The organism is Ruegeria sp. P10, assembly GCF_056534925.1.
In genome coordinates, this window is the sequence record NZ_JBQERJ010000002.1 from 111,813 (window position 1) to 135,783 (window position 23,971).

Sequence of the window (23,971 nt, forward strand, 5' to 3'; positions counted from 1 at the left end):
CATGCCTGAACAAGTGACCATCATCGGCGCCGGGATCGTCGGTCTGTGCTGTGCGCTCTCGTTGCAGGAGCGCGGTATTGCCGTGCGTCTGATCGACCGTGGAGAACCGGGGCAGGAGACATCGTTCGGCAATGCCGGTGTCGTCTCGCCCTGGTCGGTCATTCCACAGGCCACGCCGGGTATCTGGAAAACAATCCCCGGGATGCTGTTGGACCCGAAAAGCGCGTTGACCGTCAGACCTGCGTTCTGGCCCAGGATGATACCTTGGGGCCTGAGGTTCCTGAAGAATTCAAGCGTGAAATCCGTACGCAATATCTCGGACGCAATGGAGGTGCTGTGCCGCCCTTCGATAGATCTGTACCGAAGACATCTGCAAAATACCGGGCACGAAGACCTTATTGTTGATTCCAACTATGTCCACGCGTTTCGCAACCCGGATCAGGCTGACCTGAAAGAATTGGGATATCTGATCCGGCAGGAAAAAGGCGGACATCTAGAGCGGATCGACGGACCAGAATTGCGCCGGATCGAACCTGCGTTATCCAGAGATTTCAAGGCTGCGATCCTGATCAAGGGACAGGCGCGGGTCACGTCTCCTGGCCGGGTTGGTGCGGTTTTGGCCGACAAGGCCCGTCAACAAGGCGCCGAGTTCGTGCGGACAGAAGTCAAAGAACTAAAGCGCACGGAAGACGGCCAATGGCATTTGACCTCGTCGGCCGGCGCGCTTCACGCCGATACTGTCGTGCTGGCCGCCGGTGTTTGGTCTGCCGAGTTGCTGAAACCCTTGGGTTTGCCCGTGCCACTGGTGGCCGAGCGTGGATACCATGTCCAATTCCCGACCCCCTCTGCCAGCCTGGAAAACTCGGTGATGGACGTGGACGCCAAGGTGGTGGCCAGTTCGATGCAGGACGGTCTGCGCGTGGCGGGCACGGCCGAATTCGGCAGCATCGACGCGCCGCCAGATCCACGCAAACAGTCGCTTCTGACCGCACAGGCCCGCGCAATGATGCCGGATCTGAACACCTCGGATACACAGTTCTGGATGGGCCGACGCCCGTCTTTTCCCGACAGTTTGCCTGCGATCGGTCCGGTTGAGGGGCACAAGGGCCTGTTCACCGCCTTTGGTCATTCCCATTACGGTTTGATGATGGCCCCCAAAACCGGCGAGCTGGTGGCTGATCTGGTGTCAGGGCAGCGCCTCAACATCCCATTGGATTCAATCGCCTTGTCGCGATTTTGACGCGTAACAACCACCGTTTCTAAGAAGGATTACCCAATCATGCCGATCTATCAGGGTGGACAGAATATCTGCGGAGCCTCAGTCGGGGTTTTGTGTCTGGAAAGCTATTTTCCCAAACCTCCCGGTCATATCAAGAACCCTTCCAGCCTGCCGTTCCCGGTGCTGTACGAGATGATAGATGGCGTCACGGTGCCAACGCTGCTGAACAATCCGACGCCTGATCTGCTGAACCCATTCATTAAAGGCGCGCAACGGCTTGAGGCTGAAGGCGTACGCGCCATTACCGGAAGTTGCGGGTTTCTCGCCCTGTTCCAAAAAGAGTTGGCCGCGGCCGTATCGGTGCCTGTCTTCGCTTCGAGCCTGATACAAGTGCCGTTGGCCTTTCACATGACCGGGGCCAGCGCACCGGTCGGGGTGATTACAGCGGATTCGTCAGCGCTGACGCAACGCCATTTCGAAGGCGTTGGAGCAGGGGGTGTTCCGGTGGCCGTACAGGGTCTGGAACACACCAGCGAGTTTGCCGAAGTCATCCTGCGCAACGCGCGCACCCGTATGGACACAGATCTGATCGAGGCCGAAGTGCTGGACGCTGCGCGCAGGCTGAAGCGCGATACGCCCGAAATACGCTCCGTGGTATTGGAATGCACGGATCTTCCCCCTTATGCAAAACGCATTCAGGAAGACCTGAAACTGCCGGTCTTTGACCTGACGACGCTGGCGCAAATGGCGCATAATGTAAGCGCGCGCACCGGGTATTGCGGGCTGATGCCGTGGGGGTGAGGCCCTTGCAGGCTGGTGTTTCCTTTCAATGGCTCAGAAGCGTCGAATAGCCGCGAAAACAATTGCTATCCGCTGATGCCTTTGGACGGACCGGTACAAGGGACTTTCCCTTGCTGAAACGGCTGGTTAAGAAGCCCTTCCACTGCCGTTTCAGGAGGCCCCCTTGGACCGTATCGCCCGCACCATAGCCACCGAGATCAATGCACGTCCCGATCAGGTCGGTGCTGCGATCAATCTATTGGACGACGGAGCGACGGTTCCTTTTGTCGCCCGCTATCGGAAAGAAGCAACCGGTGGGTTGGACGACACCCAATTGCGCCTTCTGTCCGAACGTTTGACCTATCTGCGTGAGCTTGAGGCACGGCGGGAAACCATCCTGAAGTCGATAAAAGAACAGGGGAAGCTGACCGAAGATCTGAGTAAATCGATAGCTCGGGCAGAAACCAAGGCCCAGCTGGAAGACATCTATCTGCCTTACAAGCCCAAGCGGCGCACCAAGGCGATGATCGCGCGTGAAAACGGGCTGGAACCCCTGGTCGAAGCCATTCTGGCCGATCGCGATGCGGACCCGGAAACACTGGCCGGGGCATACCTGAGCGAAGCTGTCGCCACCCCTCGTGACGCGCTGAACGGCGCGCGGGACATTCTGACCGAACGATTAACGGAAAATGCGACACTGCTGGGTGAGTTGCGGGCCTTCATGCAGCGCGAGGCGCTGCTCAGTGCAAGAGTTGTCGACGGGAAAGAAAAGGAAGGCGCCAAGTTCAGTGATTATTTTGACCATTCCGAACGATGGACGGATGTTCCATCGCATAGGGCTTTGGCAATGCTGCGGGCGTCAAAAGAAGGCATTGTTTCACTTGATATCGCGCCGGAACTGGAGTTAGGGGCAGCCCGGGCCGAATCCATCGTGGCCGCGCATCTGCAAACCCGTGGCCAAGGACCGGGTGATGCCTGGTTGCGCAAGGTGGCCGGGTGGACCTGGCGGGTCAAGCTTTCGCTGTCGATGATGGTCGAACTGATGGCCGAACTGCGCAGTCGGGCACAGGACGAGGCAATTCAGGTCTTTTCACGCAACCTTAAGGACTTGCTGTATGCTGCTCCGGCGGGTGCCAAGGCCACTTTGGGCCTCGATCCCGGCATCCGCACCGGCGTAAAAGCGGCGGTGGTTGACGCAACGGGCAAGGTCGTGGCCACTGACACGCTGTATCCCTTCCAACCCAAAAACGATTTGCGCGGAGCGCAGGCTACCATCCTAAACCTGATCTCGGCCCACCAGATTGAACTGATCGCCATCGGAAACGGAACAGCGAGCCGCGAAACCGAACGGTTGGTTGCAGATACTTTGGCTCTGCTCCCCAAGGCGGTAAAAGCACCGACCAAGGTAGTAGTGTCCGAAGCGGGGGCTTCGGTCTATTCCGCGTCGGAACTGGCAGCACGAGAGTTTCCCGATCTGGACGTTTCGCTGCGTGGGGCGGTGTCCATCGCCCGGCGATTGCAGGACCCTTTGGCAGAACTGGTCAAAATCGAACCGAAATCCATCGGCGTGGGGCAATATCAGCATGACGTTGACCAGCACCGCCTGTCGCAATCCCTGGATTCCGCGATCGAGGATGTCGTGAACGCGGTCGGGGTTGACCTGAACACGGCCTCTGCACCTTTGCTTGCGCGTGTGTCGGGGCTGGGCCCCGCGCAAGCCGAAGCCGTCGTCGCCCATCGCGATCTGAACGGGCCGTTCCAATCGCGCAAGGACCTGTTGTCCGTTGTCGGGCTGGGTCCGCGTGCCTTTGAGCAATGCGCCGGGTTTCTTCGCATAAGGGACGGCGCCGAACCGCTTGATGCGTCGTCGGTGCATCCCGAAGCCTATGACGTCGCCCGCCGCGTCGTGTCGGCCTGCGGGCGGGATATCAGGCACATCATGGGCCATGAGGGGGCCTTGAAAGGGTTGCGGGCACAACAATTCGTAACCGAAGATTTCGGCCTGCCCACGGTTCTGGATATCTTTGCCGAGCTTGAGAAACCCGGACGAGACCCCCGGCCCAGCTTTGTCACGGCCACTTTCGCGGATGGCATCGAAGAGATAACCGATCTGAAGCCCGGAATGGTTCTTGAGGGCACCGTGACAAACGTGGCAGCCTTTGGGGCATTCGTGGATGTGGGCGTTCATCAGGACGGTCTGGTTCACGTTAGCCAGTTGGCCGACCGCTTCGTCAAGGACCCGCATGAGGTCGTCAAGGCCGGGCAAGTCGTGAAAGTGCGCGTTGTCGAGGTGGATGTACCCAGAAAACGGATCGGGCTTTCGATGCGCAAACAGGGCGGCGGTGGAAATCGGCGCGCCTGATCTGCAATCCGCACATTATCCAGGCTTAACGACATAAAGGCGTTTCCCGCCGGAAATAGCGTGCAGACCGATACGGGCAGCCGGCATGCGTTGTTTTCATTGCGCGCTGAACTGGGTATCAGCAAGAGAGCTCTCAGTGTCGCCAAACGGATCGAAATGGAAACGACAGTTCATGCAGTACCACAACACGCCTTACGACAAGCTTCAGGTCGGTGATACTGCCGAGTTGGCCCGCACGTGCTCGGTTGATGATTTCTATGTGTTCGCCAACAATTCCGGCAATCACAATCCGCTTCATCTATCCAGCGAAGACGGCGACGGCGACCACATCAACGAAGCGGTTGCCCCTGCCATGTTCGTGGGGGCCCTGATCTCGGCCGTTTTAGGGAACGTTCTGCCGGGGGCAGGGACGCTCTATAAATCGCAGCGATTTGATTTTGTGGAAAGGGCGCATGCCGGTGATGAGCTGGTATCCAAAGTCACCCTTCTGGAAAAGCGACCAAACCGGGAAGTTGTATTTGAAACGGTCGTTACGCGCCCATCGGACGGTGCCGTGATCGTCAGCGGGCAGGCCGTCGTGATCGCGCCGGAGAAAGAGATGGTGTTCGCCGAGTTGGATCTGCCCGGGCTGGTGGTGAAACGTCATCGTCACTTTGATGCCATGCTGGAAAAGGTGCGCCCGTTGCCGCCCATGCCGACCGCCGTTGTAGCCCCGGAAGAGCCCAACGCCTTGGGTGGGGCGCTGCTGGCCGCGCATGAGACGATCATCACACCCATTCTGATCGGTAACCCGGACAAAATCTCTCACGCGGCCGCCGAAATCGGAGCGTCGTTGGATGGGATTGAAATCATTGCGCAGAGCGATCACGTCGGCGCGGCCCATGCGGCGGTCGATCTGGTTGCAGAAGGTCGTGCGAAAGCGCTGATGAAAGGGCATCTGCATACGGATGAATTGCTGAAGGCTGCGCTCAGGCGTGAAAACGGCCTGCGCACCGGCCGCCGCTTTACCCATGTCTTTGTCATGGACGTGCCCGGCCAACCCAGACCTTTGTTGGTGACGGATGCGGCGATCAATATCGAGCCGGACCTGGAAACCAAGATTGATATTGTCCAGAACGCAATCGACCTGGCCCTGTCGCTGGGGATCGAAAACCCCAGGGCGGGTGTTCTGTCTGCCATCGAAACCGTCAATCCGGCGATCCGATCCTCGGTTGATGCGGCTTTGCTGTCGAAAATGGCGGAACGCGGTCAGATCACGGGCGGGCTTGTTGACGGCCCCCTTGCCATGGACAATGCCGTCAGCCTTGCGGCTGCGCGTTCCAAAGGGATTGTGTCGGATGTCGCGGGCAAAACCGATATTCTGGTGGTGCCAAATCTGGATGCCGGGAACATGATGGCCAAGCAGCTGACCTATATCGCCAATGCAGAAGGGGCCGGTCTGGTCATGGGGGCCAAAGCTCCGATCATTTTGACCAGCCGCGCCGATGACGACAAAGCCCGGCTGGCATCCTGTGCCGTGGCGGCACTGCACGAAGCCTTTTCCTTACCGCGCACCGGAGCACCCGCATGACACATGTCGTGACACTGAACGCTGGATCGTCTTCCATGAAATTTGGTCTGTTCGAGCTGACCGATGACGATCCGATCATGGTGTGCACCGGCGCGGTCGAGCGGATTGGAGAACCAGAGCCGTTTGTCAAGGCGAAGTCTTCCGACGGAAGTGTCCTTGCCAGCGGCACCGCCGGAGAAATACGCGATCATGCCGCAGCGCTGGACTGGGTTTTGAACCTGCTTGCGCGCTCATTTCCAAACAGCGACGTGACTGCGGTCGGGCATCGTGTTGTCCACGGTGGACCTGACATCGACGCTCCGGTGCCATTGACCAAGGCGTCCATTCAAGAGTTGGACAAGCTGTCGCCGTTCGCGCCTTTGCATCAGCCGCACAATCTGGCCGGAGCCCGGGCCGCGATGGAACGTTTTCCGAATGCGGTTCAGATCGCCTGTTTCGACACCGCCTTTCACCGCAATCATCCGTGGGAGAATGACGTTTTTGCCTTGCCGCGCGAGTATTACGACAAAGGTGTTCGGCGTTATGGCTTTCACGGGCTCAGCTATGAATTCATTTCGGATCACATGGCAAAGACAGCGCCGCTTTTGCACGAAGGGCGCGTGGTCGTGGCCCATCTTGGCAATGGTGCATCGATGTGTGCGATGATCGGAGGGCGTTCCGTCGGATCGACCATGGGCTTTTCGGCACTGGACGGGCTGCCGATGGGGTCACGCTGTGGTCAACTTGATCCTGGCGTGGTCCTGTATCTGATGGACCAGGAAGGGCTGAGCGCTGACGAAATCTCAGACCTGTTGTTCCGGAAATCTGGGCTGTTGGGCCTGTCCGGGCTGTCCAACGATATGCGTACCCTGGAAAAGGCGGACACACGCGAAAGCCGACAGGCGATCAGCTATTTCACCTTCCGTATCCGGCGCGAGCTTGGCGCGATGGCGGCCATTCTCGGCGGTATCGACGCCTTGGTGTTTACCGGTGGGATCGGAGAAAACTCACGCCTCGTGCGTGACCGGGTGTGCTCTGGGATGGGATGGCTGGGCATCGAGCTCAATCCTGATGCAAATGCGGACAATGACCGGATCATTTCAACCGATCTGTCCCGCGTCGTGGTCATGGCAATCCCGACCAATGAAGAACTGGTCATTGCCCGTGCGGCGGCTGACCTGTTGGCCAAACGCCCACGGCTCAGAACTGCCTAGCGATCTAAGTTTCGACATAGGTCCAGCGATAGGCAGGCGGGGTCGGTCCCTTGTTCCGGCCGCCTTGCTGCATCTGTTCCCACGCATGGGCCAGAATGCCAACCGATCTGGATAGGCAAAACAGACCGCGTGCCAGTGGGGGCGCAAAGCCCAACTCGGCATAGATCACCGCGGTGGCGCCATCTATGTTCATAGGAACAGGCTTTCCTTTGCGGTGGGCCAACTCTGCCTCGATCGCCTGTCCGATCTGTAGGAACTGACCATCACAAGCCCCGTCCGTCACAGCATCACGGACCAACGCCATCAGACGTGGTGCGCGCGGATCCGTCGGCGTGTGGAAACGATGGCCAAAACCCGGCAATATCTTTCCTTCACGCTCGATCCACTCGTCCAGCGTTTGATCCAACCGGCCAGGATGTTGCGCCACGAAATGGTACAGCATAACCGCTTGCTCACCAGCCCCGCCGTGAATATCCCCCAACATGTTCACAGCGCTCGCCATCGCGTTGTTCAGCGGCAGCCCGCAGGTCACGGCCATGCGCGCCGTTGCGATGGAAGGGGCCTGAGGTCCGTGGTCCACGGCGGCAACCAGCGCGGCCTCGAACAACCGGACCTGCGCCCCAGATGGTCGGTCGCCACGAACCATGAACCAGATCATCTCGCTGAAACTGAGATGTCCGATCAGATTCTGGATCGGCTCTCCGCGCAGGTCGATCCGGCCCGGTTCCATATCGATGATGGAAGTCGTCCACCAATTGGACACATCGCTCATATGATGCCTTCCTTGCTCAAAGCGTCCATTTCCGCGCCGGTCAACCCAACTTCAGACCAGATGGCTTTATTGTCTGCTCCAAGTTCAGGCGGCGCGGTTTGGGGCATTTGCCGTTCGCCGTCCATGACAATGGGGCTGCCTGCAAGTTTCATGTCTTCGCCCTGCACTCGAAAAGATCCGATCAGGCCACGACCGGCAAGCTGTTCGTCATCAAGCGCCTCGGGCACGGTCAATACCTGCCCGGCCGGCACTCCGATTGCGGTGAGTTCGCTGACCCAGTCCGATGCCGCTTTGGTCCGCAAGGTCTCCTCCAGCGCCGCGCGCAGGGCATGGCGATTGCGCTTGCGGTCTTCGCGCGTTTCATAATCCGGGTGGGCCAGCAGGTCTTGCCGGCCCAGATGCCTGGCCAGTGCCTGCCACTGTTCGTCGCGGTTGGCGGCAATGTTGATGGGCGCGTCAGAGGCTGCAAATGTTCCCGACGGTGCTGACGTCGTGTTTTCGTTGCCATGGGCCCCGGGAATGGCACCGGCGATCAGATAGTTCGACACGACCCAACCCATTGTCGAGATCACGGCTTCGGACATCGCCACATCCAGATAGGCCCCGCGAGGATCCGCGTTCAGGGCGGCGGACACTGCAAAAGCAGCCGTCATCCCACCGATCGTGTCCGCCAAAGGATAGCCAACGCGATAGGGTGCGGTGTCAGGACCGCCGGTGACAGACATCACGCCACTGATACCCTGCACGATCTGGTCATAGGCGGGATCGCCTCGGCGGGGACCGTCCTGACCGAATCCGCTTATGGCACAGTAAATCAGGCTGGGGTTCACATCGCGCAAGACGCCATACCCAAGTCCAAGCCGATCCATCACACCGGGGCGAAAGTTCTCTACCAACACGTCGGCTGTCTGGACAAGGCGTTTCAGGAGCGCCTTGCCCCGTTCTGATTTCATGTTGAGCGTGATGGACTTTTTTTCAGCATTCTGCGCCAGAAAGCTGACGCCCATACCGGCCTTGTTTCTGGCGGGATCAGCACCCAGGACGCGGGCAAGGTCGCCACCGACAGGGCGTTCGACCTTGATCACTTCGGCACCCATGAGCGCCAGTTGATAGCAGCAATACGGACCCGCGAGGACATTCGTCAGATCGAGAACCCGTATTCCTGCCAGTGGCTCAGTCACCGTCGGCAACCCCTGCGGCCCGGGCACGCGCGCGGCGTGCGCGATAGCTGGGCAACAGCACCAGCAGCACCGCGACAACAAGCAGACCCAGCGTCATCGGACGTTCCCAGATGAAAGCAATACCGTCATAGAGCTGCATCGAGCGGGCAAAGTTGTCCTCCATCATCCCCCCGAGGATGAAACCGATCAGCAGCGGCGCAAGCGGGTAGTCGGCAAATTTCAACGCCGTGGCGCAAACACCGAAGCCAACAAGTATCAAAAGCTCGGTCGCATTGTTCTGCCCGATATAGGCCCCCATCAGAGTGAAGAACAAAATGAAGGGGATCAGGTAATTGCGCGGTACCGAGAGAACCTTTGCGATATATGGGATCAGCGGCAGGTTCAGGATCAGCAGAACGAGGTTGCCAATGAACATTGACATGATGACGGCCCAGAATATCTGCGGCTCGTCCAGCATCAGCCGTGGGCCGGGTGTCACGTTCAGGGCAATTAGTGCGCCAAGCAGGATCGCGGTTGTGCCGGACCCGGGAATGCCCAGTGTCAGTAGCGGCACGAAAGAACCGGTGCATGCCGCGTTGTTCGCCGTTTCGGGCGCGGCCAGACCTTTTATTGACCCTTTGCCGAATTCGTCCTGCTCCTCTTTCGGGGCAATGTTGCGCTCGACCGCGTAGCCGAGGAAGCTGGCAATCGTTGCCCCCGCACCGGGCAGAACCCCGATGAAGAAGCCCTGTACAGATTGGCGGCCGATCACCGGCGCGATGGCCTTGGCTTCACTGCCTGTGATGCGCAGGTCCTTGATCTCGCCGTCATCCCCCTGAAGGTTCTTTGGTTTGAGTACCAGAAACAGCGCTTCGGGCAGGGCGAACATGGCCATGGCAAGCGTGATGAAGCCAAAGCCCGATTGCAGATCCATGATACCCATTGTGAAACGCGGCAGGTTGAACAATGCACCTTCACCGACCGTTGCCATGATCAACCCAAGTAGCGTCATGATGACGGCTTTGGCCACTTGACCGGTGCCTGCGAAGGCTGCGATTGCCGACAGGCCCACGACCATAAGCGCGAAATACTCGGCTGAGTGGAACAGCAGTGCCACCGAAGACAGAGCAGGGGCAAAGACCATCAACAAAATGGCCCCGATCGTACCGCCGGCAAAACTTGCAATAGCTGCAACAGTCAACGCTTTGCCTGCTTTGCCTTGGCGGGCCATCGGATAGCCGTCGAAACTGGACGCAACAGTGCCCGCGACCCCCGGCGCGTTGAGAAGGATTGAAGATGTCGAACCGCCAAAGATGGCGCCGTAATACACTCCGGCCAGCAGGATCAGCGCTGCGGACGGGTCGCCCATGGAAATCGCCACCGGGATCATGATGGCGATGATCGACATCGGCCCAAGACCCGGAAGCATGCCGATGAACGTGCCGATCAGGCACCCTGCGACCACCATCAGCAGGTTTTGAATTGAGAATGCCGTTTGCAGACCGATCAGAAGTCCTTCGAGCATGTCAGCCTCCGAAAATGCCCGGCAATGGGCGCATGTAGATGCCAAGAACTTCCTGAACCAGATACCAGACCGCGCCTGTGGCGATCAGCGCGACGGGTAGCATGACGTGCCATTTGCGCTCACCCAGAATGAAAGACCCGAGGATCAGAAAGGCCGAGGTCGAGATCAGAAACCCAACAGGGCGCAGGCAAAGCGCGTAAATCACCATCAAGGCCAGCAACATAAGCGCTTGATCAAGATGGTATTCCCCCAGTCGCCGGTAATCGATATCGGCTTCCTTTGGTTCCGCCTTTTCAAAGCCCAGCAAAATAATCGTGGTGGTGACGACACCCAGAACCGACAGCACTTTGGGGAAGGTGCTGGGCCAGATCGGATTTCGTTGCATGAAAGGGGGCAGGCTGCCGTCCATCGTGAACCAAGCGGCGTAGCCATATGTCAAACACACACCCAGAAGAATGAGCGCGATCCAGCGATCCAGCGCCATGAGAGCCCCTCCCTGTTCCTTTTCGTGGGAAGGCAGAGCGGCGGATCCGCTCTGCCGAAAATGGACTTAGAGGAAGCCCAGCTTTTTCATAAGATCGCCGATCTGCTGTTCCTGCTGCTCCAGGAACGTCTGGAAATCTGCGCCCGAGTTGTGGATGTTGACCCAACCATTGCGTGCACGAACCTCTTCCCATTCCGGGGTGTCGTACATCTTGGCAATCGCTTCCTGGTAGGCGGCCAGCTTTTCTTCGGGCAGGCCGGGGGCCGCGAAGAAGCCGCGCCAGTTCACGAAGGTAGTATCAATACCCTGTTCCTTCATCGTCATCGCGTCAGGAGCCGCATCAACGCGCTCTTCGGATGTCACGCCGATAATCTTGACTTCACCCGCATTCGCCAGATCGACCGCTTCCGAAAAACCGGTGGACAAGGCGGCGATTTCACCCGACAGCAGGGCCGCCATGGCTTTGCCGCCCGCATCATAGGGGATGTATTTCACGCCAAGCGCATCCTTGCCCGCTGCTTCCATCACCATCGCGGCGACCAGATGGTCCATGCCGCCGGGAACCGAGCCGCCACCGATCGCTGTGCCGCCTGGGTCCGCATCAAACGCGGCAAGCAGATCCGCCATCGAGTTGATCGGGCTGTCTTTGCCAACAACGATCGCGGCATAGTCGCCGATAGTGCCCGAAACCAGCGTCAGATCGCGGAAGTTGTGAGGAAATACACCGGTCAATGAGCGGATCACGATCGGCGTCGAATTCACCATCAGAGTGCCATGATTGCTGTCGGCATTTTCAATCAGATATCCGATGGCTTTGCCGCCACCGCCGCCCGACATGTTTTCGTATGACGCCGTGCCGACAAGGCCAGCTTTTGTCAGCGCTTCGCCCGTGCCGCGCGCGGTTCCGTCCCAGCCGCCACCGGCGCCACCGGGGATCAGAAAGTGAATGCTGTCCACGACCTGATCTTCAGCCATGGACGGCCCGGCCAGACCAAAGGCAGCCACAGCTGCAATCAGGGCGCGACGGCCCAGTGTGAATGTCGTCATGATGTCCTCCCATTTGACAACCAGCCGCATGGCGGCTCAGATTGGGTGGAACAAAAACACATCAACCTGACATCAACCTGTCACGCAGAAAAAATAGCAAAAATCCCATGAAATTCCTCCTTGTGGAAGACAATCTTGATCTGGCGAACGCCATCTGTTCGCGCATGAGGTTAGACGGCCATGTGGTTGATCATGCGTCTAAATTGGACGAGGCGACTGCCTTTACCGAAACTCAGGAATACGACCTTATTCTGTTGGATATCATGTTGCCGGATGGGGACGGGCGCGACTTTCTCAAACGGCATCGCGCAGGTCATCTGGACACCCCCGTGATCGTTTTGACCGCACGCAGCCAGGTTTCGGATCGAATCGGTTCGCTGGATCTGGGGGCCGACGACTATGTCACTAAACCGTTCGACCACGCCGAACTCGAGGCCCGCTGCCGGGCCGTTCTGCGTCGCAAATCCGGGAATTCACGGACAACGATTGAAGTGGGCGGAATAGTCTTTGATCCATTGGCAGGCCATCTGACCGTAGGGGATGAGACTGTTTCGTTGCGCAACCGGGAGCTGCGCCTTCTGGAACTGTTCATCAGCGCGCCTGGTCAGGTTTTTTCGAAACAGAAACTGACCGACCGGCTTTTTTCATATGATGACGATGTCTCGGACAATGCAATCGAGGTTTACGTTGGCCGCCTTCGTAAACATCTTGAAGCGTCGGACCTGAAGATCACCACGCTTCGCGGTCTTGGATACAGGCTGGATCATGCCTCCTGATCCTTATGTGTCAGGATCTCTTCGGAACAGGCTGGTCCTGACTTTGATCGGCGGTGCCGCTATATTGGCGTTTCTTCTGTTTATCGCGGTTCGCAACTATGCCGCACAGGTCGCGCAACAAGGGCAAGACAACATCCTGGGGGCGTCGGTCACCTCAATTCTGGACGCAGCCGCCTTGCGCGACGGTCAGTTGGAGGTTGATATTCCCTATGCAGCTTTCGCCATGCTCAGCACACCGTCCGACGACCGGGTTTTTTACGCGATTTTTCAGGATGGCGCGTTTTTGTCAGGATATGAAGATCTGCCGCCGGCCACAGGGCAATTCGACGGCAAGTGGAGCTTTCAAACCAGTCGGATACGGGGTGAAACCATACGTCAGGTCAGTGCTCGGCGAACGCTGGTGGGCCTGAACAAACAAACCGTCATCGAGGTCGCGTTGGGCCAAACGCAGGACGCGCTTGCGGAAACTCTGGACCAGATTTCACGCAACGCGGCGATTTTGGGCATCGGGTTCTTTGCTCTTGCCGCTGCGCTGTCATTCTGGGCCACCTCGTCCACGATTGGCCAATTGAACAGGCTTACGACCTCTGTCACCCGGCGCGGTCCGCAGGACCTGAGCCCGTTCAAAAAGCCCGTACCCCGCGAAATGGCGCCTTTGGTGGCGTCGTTGAATTCTTTGATGGGGCGACTGGATCAGTCACTGAGCCAATCGGAAGATTTCATCGCCGAAGCGGCCCACCGGGTGCGCACCCCTTTGGCAACCGTTCGATCTTATGCCGATGCCACGTTGCAGAGGGTTGAAAAGGAAGAAAATCGCGAAGCATTGCGCTCGATGGTGCGGGCGATTGATGAAAGCTCGCGCGCGGCGGGGCAATTGCTGGATCATGCGATGATCACGTTCCGCGCCGATCATCTGGAACGCGAAGACATTGATCTCAATGCTTTGGTCCGTGATCTGGTGCAGCGTCTCACGCCAATCGCCGAGATGAAGGACTTGTCGCTTTCCCTGAGTGGCGATCCAAAGGTTTCCTACTCGGGTGATCCGATTCTTATTCAAAACGCTGTGCGCAACATGATCGACAACGCTCTGAAATATGCCCCTACCGACAGTGTCGTACGCATCGAGGTCGTTTCGGAGCCACGCATTCAGATAATTGTCAAAGACCGTGGGCCGGGGTTTCCTCCTGACGAGATCGGCACTTTGACGCGCCGTTTCGAGCGCGGGAAGAACGCAAGCGGAACCATCGGATCCGGATTGGGCCTTACAATCGTTCAGGACGTTGCATCTGCACATGGTGGCACACTGGAATTGACCAATCGACAGGGGGGCGGCGCGTGCGTTATCTTATCGCTTTAATTATCTTCAGTCTTCCTGTCGTTGCTGCCGCCCAAACCTGGGAGGACAGGCAGGTTTTCAACGCCTCGGCGGATGAGGCGCATCTACGCGTGATCTCAAGCACGGACACCTTTCTGTTCGAACCCTTGATTGCGGGTTTCATCGAAGAAAACCCCGGTATCTCTGTCGAATACCTAGTGACCGGCACCGCAGATATTGACCGAATAGTCCGCGCCGCACCGGAAGACTTCGATGTCGTCATATCCAGCGCGATGGACCTGCAACTGAAGCTGGCAAACGACGGTTTCGGGCGTATCATCGACGACATACCGCTGCCATCCTGGGCGCAATGGCATCAAAGCCTTTTCGCGTTCACATCGGAACCGGCGACAATCGTAATTAACCGCGCGGCCTTTGCTGGCGGCCCCATCCCCGAGACCCGGCAACAACTGATTGAAATCCTTCGTTTGCGTCCCGATGATTTCAGGGGCCGTGTGGGCACCTATGACATCCGTCAATCCGGTCTGGGATATTTGTTCGCAACGCAGGATGCCCGCGCGTCCGAGACGTATTGGCGGCTTATGGAGGTGATGGGTGGATTGGACGTGCGCCTTTACTGTTGTTCGGCGGATATGATCGATGACCTCGTCAAAGGTGAGATTGCAGTGGCTTACAACGTTCTGGGCAGCTATGCCGAAGCCCGCGCTGGAAGCAAGGACACGGTGGAAATCATTCTGCCGTCGGATTTCCAGACGACCATGATGCGCACGGCCATGGTTCTGAATGGCACCCCTCAACCGGACGCGGCCACGTCTTTTCTCAAACACCTGATTTCCAACCAAACCAAACGGGTAGGCGACCCCGTTACCTTGCCGCCCTTGGCCCCACACGAAACTGGCACCGATCGGGAAACGATTGGGCTGGACCCAGGGCTCATGACATTTCTGGACAGGCTGAAACGCCGCCGTTTTTTGGCTGAATGGGAAAACGCGGTCATCCAGCGATAACCGCGTCCGCATCATTCGCGAAACGCGCGGTTGAAGTAGTCTGCCATCGGTTTCACAAGATAGGACAACGGCGTGCGTTCGTCGGTCTTGATCAATGTCTCAACCGGCATACCCGGCAAAAGCTCCTGGCCATTGAGCCGGTCTATCTCACCGTCATTCAGCACCACTTCGGCGCGGTAAAAGGTGAAACCGGACTGTTCATCCGTGAACGTGTCCGCCGAGACGTTGTTGACCTGTCCTTCAAGTTCGGGCGTTTCGCGTTGATTGAACGCCGGAAAGCGCAGGGCAACGGATTGCCCGACATGCAACTGATCCACATGGATCGCATCCACCCGCGCTGCCACCAACAGCGGCGTATCCTGCGGGACCACATACATCATGGGTTCACCCGGCTGAATGACCGATTGCAGGGCAAAGACCTGACTGCCGTAAACCGTTCCGCTGACAGGTGCGCGAATTTCAAGCCTGGCCAGACGTTCCGCCAGGGACAAACGTCGTTCCCAAAGCTCTGCCACCTGCGCCTGAACGTCCCGCAAAGTGGTGATCGCTTCTTCCCGCCGGGTCGCGGTCAGTTCGACAATCTTGATCTCGGTTGATGCAATCTGTCCTTTAAGGCGCGCAACGGAGGCTTCCAGTTTGCCGATTTCGCCTGTCAGACTGGCTTCTTCGCGTTGCAGCGCCAGCACGCGGCTGTTTTGTGTCAGACCCCTGCTCAACAGGCTTTGCTGATCCTTCAACTCCGCCTCGATCAACTCTGTCTGGCGGCGCAACGAGACCAACTGAGCCTGCGTGCCTGCGATCTCGCTTTCTATCTGAACCAACTGTTTGCGCAGTTGTTCGTCCTGCTTGGACAGCGTTTCCAACCGGGCATCGAACAGGTTCTGTTGCCCTGCAATCAGGTCCGGATCGATATCGTGTTCTTTTTGAACCTCAGCCAGGCGCGCCGCCAATTCTTCGGATGTCAGGCCATCCCGCTCGGCCTCCAGCCGGGCCCGGCGGGCCAAAAGATCAAAGAGTTGAGATTCTACAATCGTCTGTTCCGAAGACAGAAATGTGTCATCCAACCGCAAAAGCAAATCGCCCGAGGCAACCGTATCACCGTCGCGCACGAAAATCTCGCCAACCACGCCGCCGTCAGGATGTTCAACGACCTGACGGTTGCTTTGAACTTCGATGACACCCGAAGATACAATCGCCCCGGCCAGCCGCGTTTTCACGGCCCAAAGGCCCAACCCGCCGACCAGAATGCCAAGGGCAAGAAATCCCACCAACGCAGGTATTTTGATGCCCCAGACGGGGACGGGTGTCTTGGTTGATTTTTTCGCCATTATTCACCTACGGGGCTAAGCTTGCGCTTAATCGCGCCCGCATTCTGGACCATTGCGTTCAAAACCTCATCGCGACTGCCGAACCTCACCACCTGGCCTTTTTCCACAACAGCAAGATCGTCACATTCCGAAATAGCCTGCGGGCGGTGCGTCATAATGATGGCAGCCTTTCCCGTTTCCTTGAGGCCGCGCACGGCAGCATTCAAAGCTTCGGTGCCATCTGCGTCGAGGGCCGAGTTCGGCTCGTCCAAAATGAGAAGGACCGGGTCGCCATACAGCGCTCGGGCCAACGCGATACGCTGTTTCTGGCCGCCCGACAACTGACTGTCATTGCCTTCAAGAAAGGTGCCGTAACCCTTTTCCAATGACAGAATCAGTTCGTGTGCCTTGGCCTTCTTGGCCGCCGCCACCACCGCTTCTGAATCCGGGTTTTCCGACATCCGTGCAATATTCTCAGCAACGGTTCCGTTGAACAGGGTCACCTGCTGCGGCAAGTATCCTATGTGGCTGCCCAGATCGTTGGGATCGTATTGGTCCAACGTGGCGCCGCCCAACCGGATCTCGCCAGCTGCCGGTCTCCAAAGCCCAAGCAGAGCCTTGGCCAGGGTCGTTTTGCCCGACCCACTTTTGCCGATCACACCAAGCGCCTTTCCCGGCTCCAGTTTCAGGTTCACATTTCGCAAGGTTGGCGCAGAAGCACCCGGAGGGATTACCGTCAGGGACTTGGCTTCCAACTGGGATTTTGGGATCGGCAAACGAATCCGCTGTTCCTCTGGCGGTGTCTGGTCCAGAAACCGGTTCAGCGAATTCCAGGCCGTGCGGGCCCGTTCGACCAAACTCCATTGGCCGACAGCCTGTTCCACCGGGGCCAAAGCCCGTCCCAAGAGAATCGAGCCCGCAATCATCGCCCCGGGCGTCATTTCGTTTTGCAATACCAACCACGCGCCCAAAGCCAGCATGGCAGATTGCAGAAAAAGCCGAAGCGATTTCGTCAGCGACGTGAAGCTACCAGTCCAGTCATTAGCGGAAATGCTTTGACGCAAAGCTTCGGAACGCTGGTTCAACCACCGCCGGGTCACGTCCGCCTGCATTCCCTGAGAGCGCACAACCTCTGCTGCTTGCCTTGCGTGTTCGGAAAAGGCATTCGCCCGCGCCGCCGCGGATTGTGCTTCGGCCACCTTGCGACTGGTCAGGGCCTGGTTGAGCAATGCGATCAGCACAAGCAGCACGCCACTTGCAACGGCCAACCAGCCAAGCAGAGGATGAAAAATGAAAATCGCCCCCAGGAAGACAGGCGTCCACGGGATATCCATAATTGCAAGCAGCACGGGCGAAGAGCACAAGGTGCGAATGGTCTCGAGATCCCGCAATGCAGTCGCCGGAGCCGATCGCACCTGGGGCACCAGAGACCGGCGCATCGTGGCTTCGAAAACGCGCTCATCCAGCTGCGACTGGAACCGTGCACCAAAGCGGGCAACGATGCGACCGCGCGCATAATCCAGCATGGCCATCAGCGCATAAAGCAAAGCGACAAGCAAAAACAGTGCGGTCAGAGTTTCAACTGCCCGAGAACCAAGAACCCGATCATATACTTGCAGCATGAACAGCGGACCTGTCAGCATGAGCAGGTTGACGAAGATGCTGAACAAAAACGCCAAGGCCAGAAAGGCAATGCCCTGATTGCGCACGTTGCGCAATTCATGGCGAGGGGCCGCTGATAGGCGGTGTTTAGGTTTCACAGTTTACATTCCACATCATTCGGACAGGCATCGCCGCATTTAGAAAGTTAGTTCAGCATTGCCAAGTTTGCACATGTTTTTTTGAGCAAGAAACCGCAGACAGCGGGATGGAAGAAGCACTTTTTGGCCAATGCCACAAAGAGTGTTTCAACCTTTGAACGCGGTGCTTCCGGCGCGCGGAAACTATGCGGTCGCGGCCCAAAACACCTGGCTAATTCCGAGGTCTGGAGCAGCGCAAGATCAGGTTAGCGGCGACGGGCGCGCCGATGATGACCAGCACGATCCGCGTTAGGTGATGGCTGATTACAAAGCCCAGATCAGCGCCCGAGACGATGGCCAGAACCGTCATTTCGGCCTGCCCCCCCGGTGCGAAAGCCAGAAAGGCTTCGACGGGCCGCCCCAAACCAAGAGACGTGACAATGGCAGTGAAACCTGCTGCCAGAACTGCAAGTACGAAAACATATGCAACGCCCGCAGCAACAACCCGGCGCAGCTCCCCCCAGGTTACGCCAACAAATTTTTCTCCAATCGCGCAACCGATGAAAAACTGCGCGACCAGCACGGCTTCGCGCGGCGGGCGAGAATGAATGAAATCCCCCAACGACAAAGCCGCCGTTAGGATCATCGGCCCAAGGATGGATGCGCCGAAAAGCCCTATTCTCTCTCCGCCTTTCCAGCCGATGAAAGCCGCCAGAACCATCAGCAGCAGTTCATGAACAGGAAGCTCACGCGCCGGCTGTCCTATGGGATTGGTGAGTTCCGCATCGTAGAAAAGCGTCAGGAACAACGGCGCCAAAGTGACGATGATCAACACGCGCGTACCGTGGATCAGGGAAAGGGTTCTTGGGTCGGCTCCGGCTTCGGCGCCGAAAATGATCATGTCCTGCAAACCGCCCGGCATCGCTGCGTAAAATGCGGTTTTTTCGTCAAATCCCCAGATTTTTCGAAAAAACGGCACACCAACAAAAGCAATCAGGATAATGAAGACGGGAACCAGCATGATCGATGTGGCCATCTTGGGCAGTTCGACGAAAAGTGCCGGCGTGATCGAGGCACCGACTGCTACGCCCAGAATCGTTCTGGCGGCAACGGAAATCTGCCCAAACCCTTGCATTGGCGCCTGGGCAAGCGCGGCGATCAGGCAAGCTGCCATGGGGCCGAACAAGAACGGCAGCGGCAGGTCCAACACCCAAAAGACCGCTGTGCCAAGCACTGCAATTCCAAACGTCACCGACCTTTTTACAAGGGGGGAAGGGTGGTTCTTCAAGATGAGCAAAACCTGAATTCCATTGCCATTGACCCGTAATGTGTTCAACTGTATTCCTTTGGATACAAAGTGCAAGCAAGAACATGATGACCTTTCAGGACGACTCAATTCAGCCAGGCCCCCAAGGCAATTCCGTGTATCAACGGTTGCTGGACGAGATTCGCGAAGGGGCGCTTTTGCCCGGCGATCGCTTGAGAGAGATTGACCAGTCCAATCGGTTGGGCGTCAGCCGAACTCCTGTCCGCGAAGCGATCCGACAGCTCGAGGCGGATGGGCTTGTCACGCATGTGCCAAGGCAGGGCGCAACGGTCCGAAGCCTGAGTTATGCCGAGGTAATGGAGCTTTATGAGATGCGTGCCGTGCTTGAAGGCACTGCGGCCCGTCTGGCGGCCCGAGCCGCGTCAGATATCGAATTGGACGAACTTGAGGTTCTGAACGACCAACTTGCCCAGGCAGGTACGGGGCCAGAGGCCGCCCGGATCAACAGGGTATTTCACGCCACCCTGTTGGATGTGGCCAAAAACCGGTTTCTGGCGAAATCCATGCTTTCATTGCAAAAAGCGCTGCTGATACTCGGACCGTCGCAACTGTTGGACAATGAACGGGCGGATGCCGCAGTCGCGGAACACAGGCGCATTATGGCAGCCCTCAAGTCGCGTGATAGTGCTGCCGCCGAGATGGAAATGCGAGCACATATTCAAGCCGGCCAGAGGATGCGCATTCGCGCCCTTCAGGAGCGCGACCGCACAGCCGATCAGGACCAATAGAACCAACGGATTATTCCTCCAAGAAACGTTGCCTGGAATATCACCGTGATCGATGGCGGCAGTTCGCGCGGCACCCTATGGGTTTTGGACGTTGCCAGACCCGCCTGGAAACTCCGGTGCTGCCTTGCTGGCGGCAGGGTGTGTTGCCGCGGCTCCGCTCTGGCAAAAGCCCGACCCAATTCCTGGCGACCCGTCAGCTTGGGCTGGCGTTTTTGCTTTCGTCCAGCTGTTAGGTTCGACAGAGCTGACAACGCGGGCCCGGAAGGCCGGGGTACTGATCGAAATCGCAAGCCTGAGCAGCGAACTACGCCAGAAACTGCACCGTCAGTTTGACAGAACGGGCCGCCTCCAGCGCCAATGCACATCTATATCCAAAAGCTGTCTTCTTCCAAAAGGGGCATCAGTGCCGGGCTGATCTCGTCACCCTCGACGTCCACATTGCCACTCGGAACGGCGGCCAATGCGTCTTCGGAAACGGAAAGCGCTGTGTCCTGAGCCTGATGCAAGCTCACCAGCGTGTAGACGTCTTCTGCGTCTTCGGGCGCCTCAAGATCAGGGGCGAACTTCAGATAATCGACCGTTTCATCCCAATCGGTCTCTCCCAATACTTCTTTCTGATCACCTTCCGAAAGCCGAGCGAGCTTGGGCAATTGGTACCCCACAGTTCCACTGCCATCGATATCAAAACCATAGAAGGATTCGACCGCCACCACGTCAGCGACGGTGTTGGAACTGACATATACACCATTGGAATCCGTGACCCATTCACCGTAGGACCCATCCGCATTCTTCCACAGCACCCGGTAGCCGCCACCTGAAGCCTCGGCGTGAATGGCCTGCCAGCCGGAGAAGCTGTTCGGTCCGACGGTGGCGTTGTTGAATGTCAACTTGGTGGTGCCGCCAATCAGATACTCACCTTGGGTTGTCGCCCCCAGCGTTGTCGCGCCGCTGGATTCAATGCTGATTGTTCCATGCCCCGTCAGCCCGTCATTGTTCAGGTCAACGCCATAAAAGACCTCTACATCCGCAACATTGCTGATTGTTGTGCTGCTCTGGAATTCACCGGCCGCATTCGTCGTCCATTCACCGTAGGACCCTTCCGAGTTCTTCCACAACACCCGATAGCCGCCACCGGATGCCTCGGCCTGAATGGCCTGCCAGCCCGCGAAGCTGCCAGGACCGGCATTAACCTGGTTGAGCGTCAAGTCGATGCTGCCGCCGATTACATATGCGCCATTGGTTGACGATCCCAGCGTCGTGGAACCGTTGGATTCGATGCTGGTCGTGATATGGCCGATTTGCCCATCATTGTTCAGATTTGCGCCATAGAAGACCTCGACATCCCTAACGTCGTCTATGATGCGGCTGCTGACAAAACGACCACTGGCATCCGTCACCCATTCCCCAAACGTGCCATCCACGTTTTTCCACAGCACTTTGTAACCGCCGCCCGAAGCCTCGGCCTGAATGGCCTGCCAGCCGGGAATACTGCCCGGGCCGGCTTTGACACCGTTGAGGGTCAGTTCAATGGTGCCGTTAATCAAATACGAACCCAGGCTTGACGAAACGAGCGTCGTGGAGCCGTTGGTTTCAACCGTGACCGTACCATGCCCCGTCAGCCCGTCATTGTTCAAATCAGCGCCATAGAAGGTCTCAACATCAGCCACGTTGCTGATGCTGCTGCTGCTGAGGAACTGACCATTGGCATTTACGGTCCATTCCCCGTACGTCCCATCCACGTTTTTCCACAGCACTTTGTAACCGCCGCCCGAAGCCTCGGCGTGAATGGCCTGCCAGCCGGCGATCGTGTTTTGACCAACAGCCTGACCATTAAATACCAGCGTCACGTTCGAGCTGCCTGCATCCAGAACGTAAATGCCCTGACTTGCATGTTTCAGTGTGGTGCCGGTCGTCTCGATATCCGAAAGCTGCATGGCAGCTTCGATATTCGAACGAGTATACGCCTGTGATCCATTCAGGAACTGAATGGCCTCGACGTCATCTTCCACCGTGAAGGTGATACGTGAAACGGCATCGACAAATTCGTATTTCGTGCCGTTTTTAATGAACAGATAGCTGCTGATGGCGCTGACAAATCGGACTGTGTCAGTACCGCTTCCTCCGGAAAACGAGCCGTCATTGTTGGTCACAATGGCCCAATCGTCGCCCTGGCCGCCGAAAACCTGGTCTGCACCGGAACCGTTCGCCAGATAAATGGTGTCGTTCCCCAAACCGCCATAAACGGTGTTGTTGTTGGTTCCGTCGGACACTGAATAGATTTTGTCGTGACCATAGTTGCCATTCAGAACGTTCTGAGCGGTATTCCCGACGATCACGTCGTCACCGGTCCCACCGATCGCGTTTTCAATCACAACGCCATGCGCGATTGTAAAGCCGCCCTTTATACCCTCTGCGTAAGACACTACGCCGCCGCCGGTCTCGGAATAATCCAGTGTTGCGGCCCGCAAGTCGATCCGCGCCTTCGAACTGCCGACATGCTGGATGGTATCGTTTCCACCAGTATCCCAAATAGACTGATAGCCGGTACCCGCGACGTTTGCCCAAGGAAGCGTGTAGGTATTATTGGCAGAGTTGTGGCTGGTATTGGCGCCATACATCGCCTGCAACGCAGCAATGTCCAGTGCGCCGAGCCCAGTTGAACCACCATAAGTCGCGTTGACAGAGAGAATTCCGTTCTTTTCGGTCCAGCCATCATTATACGACATCACCGTGTAGACACCCTGATTCAGGCTGCCGGTCCCGAAAGAGTCAAATGGCGATGTAACGCCATTCATCACGGTTGTACCCAAACCGGTGTCGTGGGGATGACCCAATCCCAGCGCATGGCCCAGTTCGTGGAGCAACGTAGTAAAGAAAAACCCGCCCGGATCGCCGTTTCCATTTGTTCCGGCAGTCCAGTAAGCGGTGTTGAAAGCGCCTACGGAGGGACCGCTTGATGGCGTATAGTGGTAGCCAAGCGTTCTGGGATTTGAAAAAAAACTTGTGGGCGCAATAACTTCAACCAAGTCGGCGGAAGCGCTGCCGGATTCGACAAAAGTCACATTTGCGACGGCCTCGATGGCAGAAAGAGCCGCTCGGAATTCCGCCTTGTATTCGGCAGTCCACGCTTGTGTGCCCGCGTATTGTTCGAAGTGATAAGAAATTGTGGTGGTCGAAGGATTGCCGTCAACGTAGGCAACATAACCTTGTATTGGACTGAGCGGCGAAGAAGCGGAAGGTCTTGGTATTATAGTCGTAGTTGCCATTGCTCAGCCCTGTACCTCGGAAGATTAGATTGCACTCGGATGCACGCTCAAATTGTTCTTTTTATGACAAACTACTATGCACCGATCTTTTTGAAACAGCAGGTGCACAATGTTTCAAATGACACTTTCTTTCAACGGCAGAACCGTCTCATAAGTGCAACAGAAACCCGTGTTCCTTGGCTGAACCGGGCATCTGCGACCGTTTAGGGTTTAGGCATTCTGCCAAGTATTTTTTCATTTTTTTGGACCCGTTCTCGGAGCTTTTGATCCGGTGGCAAACTTTCGCTTATTCCATGGACTCTGTAGTGGGGATTTGCCCAAGGCGGTGAACCGGTCAGAACCGCCGAGGGTAACATCCATGCCATTTTCGGCA

18 protein-coding genes and 1 pseudogene are annotated in these 23,971 nt (G+C 57.5%); 9 read left to right on the plus strand and 10 right to left on the minus strand.

All coding sequences use genetic code 11. The features are described from left to right. The first annotated feature begins 1 nt into the window (after position 1). The 5 genes from ACR0FB_RS03800 (at position 2) to ACR0FB_RS03820 (ending at position 7,124) form a co-directional block, all read left to right on the plus strand. The gene (locus ACR0FB_RS03800; protein ID WP_171635983.1) at positions 2 to 1,240 is read left to right on the plus strand and encodes an NAD(P)/FAD-dependent oxidoreductase; all 1,239 of its coding nucleotides are present in this window, start codon (positions 2 to 4) and stop codon (positions 1,238 to 1,240) included. Positions 1,241 to 1,279: 39 nt separating this feature from the next. Then, positions 1,280 to 2,020, plus strand: coding sequence for an aspartate/glutamate racemase family protein (locus tag ACR0FB_RS03805; RefSeq protein ID WP_480620107.1), 741 nt, complete (start codon positions 1,280 to 1,282; stop codon positions 2,018 to 2,020). A 163-nt stretch (positions 2,021 to 2,183) separates the two neighbouring features. Continuing rightward, complete coding sequence (locus ACR0FB_RS03810) at positions 2,184 to 4,361, plus strand: Tex family protein (RefSeq protein WP_480620109.1); 2,178 nt, start codon at positions 2,184 to 2,186, stop codon at positions 4,359 to 4,361. 172 nt (positions 4,362 to 4,533) lie between these two features. After that, positions 4,534 to 5,931 (plus strand): bifunctional enoyl-CoA hydratase/phosphate acetyltransferase, encoded by a 1,398-nt coding sequence (locus ACR0FB_RS03815; RefSeq protein ID WP_480620110.1) that lies wholly within the window; start codon positions 4,534 to 4,536, stop codon positions 5,929 to 5,931. Next, positions 5,928 to 7,124: an acetate/propionate family kinase gene (locus tag ACR0FB_RS03820; RefSeq protein ID WP_171635991.1), complete on the plus strand. Its 1,197-nt coding sequence runs from the start codon at positions 5,928 to 5,930 to the stop codon at positions 7,122 to 7,124. The genes ACR0FB_RS03815 and ACR0FB_RS03820 overlap by 4 nt, the downstream gene beginning before the upstream one ends. A gap of 4 nt (positions 7,125 to 7,128) precedes the next feature. Here the strand turns inward: ACR0FB_RS03820 and ACR0FB_RS03825 are convergent, their stop codons facing one another. The 5 genes from ACR0FB_RS03825 to ACR0FB_RS03845 form a co-directional block, all read right to left on the minus strand. After that, positions 7,129 to 7,896, minus strand: coding sequence for a citryl-CoA lyase (locus ACR0FB_RS03825; RefSeq protein WP_171635993.1), 768 nt, complete (start codon positions 7,894 to 7,896; stop codon positions 7,129 to 7,131). Next, entirely contained in the window at positions 7,893 to 9,077 is a 1,185-nt protein-coding gene (locus tag ACR0FB_RS03830; protein ID WP_480620112.1) for a CaiB/BaiF CoA transferase family protein, read from the minus strand. The genes ACR0FB_RS03825 and ACR0FB_RS03830 overlap by 4 nt, the downstream gene beginning before the upstream one ends. Next, positions 9,070 to 10,581, minus strand: a complete 1,512-nt coding sequence (locus tag ACR0FB_RS03835; RefSeq protein WP_171635998.1) for a tripartite tricarboxylate transporter permease — start codon at positions 10,579 to 10,581, stop codon at positions 9,070 to 9,072. The genes ACR0FB_RS03830 and ACR0FB_RS03835 overlap by 8 nt, the downstream gene beginning before the upstream one ends. 1 nt (position 10,582) lies before the next feature. Then, a complete protein-coding gene (locus ACR0FB_RS03840) occupies positions 10,583 to 11,065 on the minus strand; it encodes a tripartite tricarboxylate transporter TctB family protein (RefSeq protein WP_152460311.1) in 483 nt (160 codons plus the stop codon). Positions 11,066 to 11,131: 66 nt separating this feature from the next. Continuing rightward, entirely contained in the window at positions 11,132 to 12,112 is a 981-nt protein-coding gene (locus ACR0FB_RS03845; protein ID WP_171636000.1) for a Bug family tripartite tricarboxylate transporter substrate binding protein, read from the minus strand. A gap of 107 nt (positions 12,113 to 12,219) precedes the next feature. Here ACR0FB_RS03845 and ACR0FB_RS03850 point away from each other — a divergent pair, with 107 nt between their 5' ends. From ACR0FB_RS03850 to ACR0FB_RS03860, 3 genes are read left to right on the plus strand one after another with little or no spacing between them, the layout of a single operon-like run. Further along, positions 12,220 to 12,888 (plus strand): response regulator transcription factor, encoded by a 669-nt coding sequence (locus ACR0FB_RS03850; protein ID WP_171636003.1) that lies wholly within the window; start codon positions 12,220 to 12,222, stop codon positions 12,886 to 12,888. Further along, the gene (locus tag ACR0FB_RS03855) at positions 12,878 to 14,245 is read left to right on the plus strand and encodes a sensor histidine kinase (protein ID WP_480620114.1); all 1,368 of its coding nucleotides are present in this window, start codon (positions 12,878 to 12,880) and stop codon (positions 14,243 to 14,245) included. Before ACR0FB_RS03850 ends, ACR0FB_RS03855 begins: the two co-directional genes overlap by 11 nt. Then, on the plus strand, positions 14,224 to 15,231 hold the full coding sequence (locus tag ACR0FB_RS03860) for an ABC transporter substrate-binding protein (RefSeq protein WP_171723733.1): 1,008 nt from the start codon (positions 14,224 to 14,226) through the stop codon (positions 15,229 to 15,231). The genes ACR0FB_RS03855 and ACR0FB_RS03860 overlap by 22 nt, the downstream gene beginning before the upstream one ends. Before the next feature lie 11 nt (positions 15,232 to 15,242). Here ACR0FB_RS03860 and ACR0FB_RS03865 read toward each other — a convergent pair whose 3' ends face one another. The 3 genes from ACR0FB_RS03865 to ACR0FB_RS03875 form a co-directional block, all read right to left on the minus strand. Beyond that, on the minus strand, positions 15,243 to 16,559 hold the full coding sequence (locus tag ACR0FB_RS03865; RefSeq protein ID WP_480620116.1) for an HlyD family type I secretion periplasmic adaptor subunit: 1,317 nt from the start codon (positions 16,557 to 16,559) through the stop codon (positions 15,243 to 15,245). Next, positions 16,559 to 18,298: a type I secretion system permease/ATPase gene (locus ACR0FB_RS03870; protein WP_480620118.1), complete on the minus strand. Its 1,740-nt coding sequence runs from the start codon at positions 18,296 to 18,298 to the stop codon at positions 16,559 to 16,561. The genes ACR0FB_RS03865 and ACR0FB_RS03870 overlap by 1 nt, the downstream gene beginning before the upstream one ends. Before the next feature lie 211 nt (positions 18,299 to 18,509). Beyond that, on the minus strand, positions 18,510 to 19,511 hold the full coding sequence (locus ACR0FB_RS03875; protein WP_348539730.1) for an AbrB family transcriptional regulator: 1,002 nt from the start codon (positions 19,509 to 19,511) through the stop codon (positions 18,510 to 18,512). 188 nt (positions 19,512 to 19,699) lie between these two features. Here ACR0FB_RS03875 and ACR0FB_RS03880 point away from each other — a divergent pair, with 188 nt between their 5' ends. Further along, complete coding sequence (locus ACR0FB_RS03880) at positions 19,700 to 20,332, plus strand: GntR family transcriptional regulator (RefSeq protein WP_480491265.1); 633 nt, start codon at positions 19,700 to 19,702, stop codon at positions 20,330 to 20,332. Positions 20,333 to 20,697: 365 nt separating this feature from the next. On the opposite strand, the gene ACR0FB_RS03885 is transcribed toward ACR0FB_RS03880, so the two are convergent. Together ACR0FB_RS03885 and ACR0FB_RS03890 are read right to left on the minus strand one after the other, a co-directional pair. Then, entirely contained in the window at positions 20,698 to 23,127 is a 2,430-nt protein-coding gene (locus ACR0FB_RS03885) for a M10 family metallopeptidase C-terminal domain-containing protein (RefSeq protein ID WP_480686166.1), read from the minus strand. Between the two features lie 30 nt (positions 23,128 to 23,157). Continuing rightward, positions 23,158 to 23,598, minus strand: a pseudogene (locus tag ACR0FB_RS03890) (matrixin family metalloprotease); the annotation flags it as partial. Positions 23,599 to 23,971 lie beyond the last annotated feature (373 nt).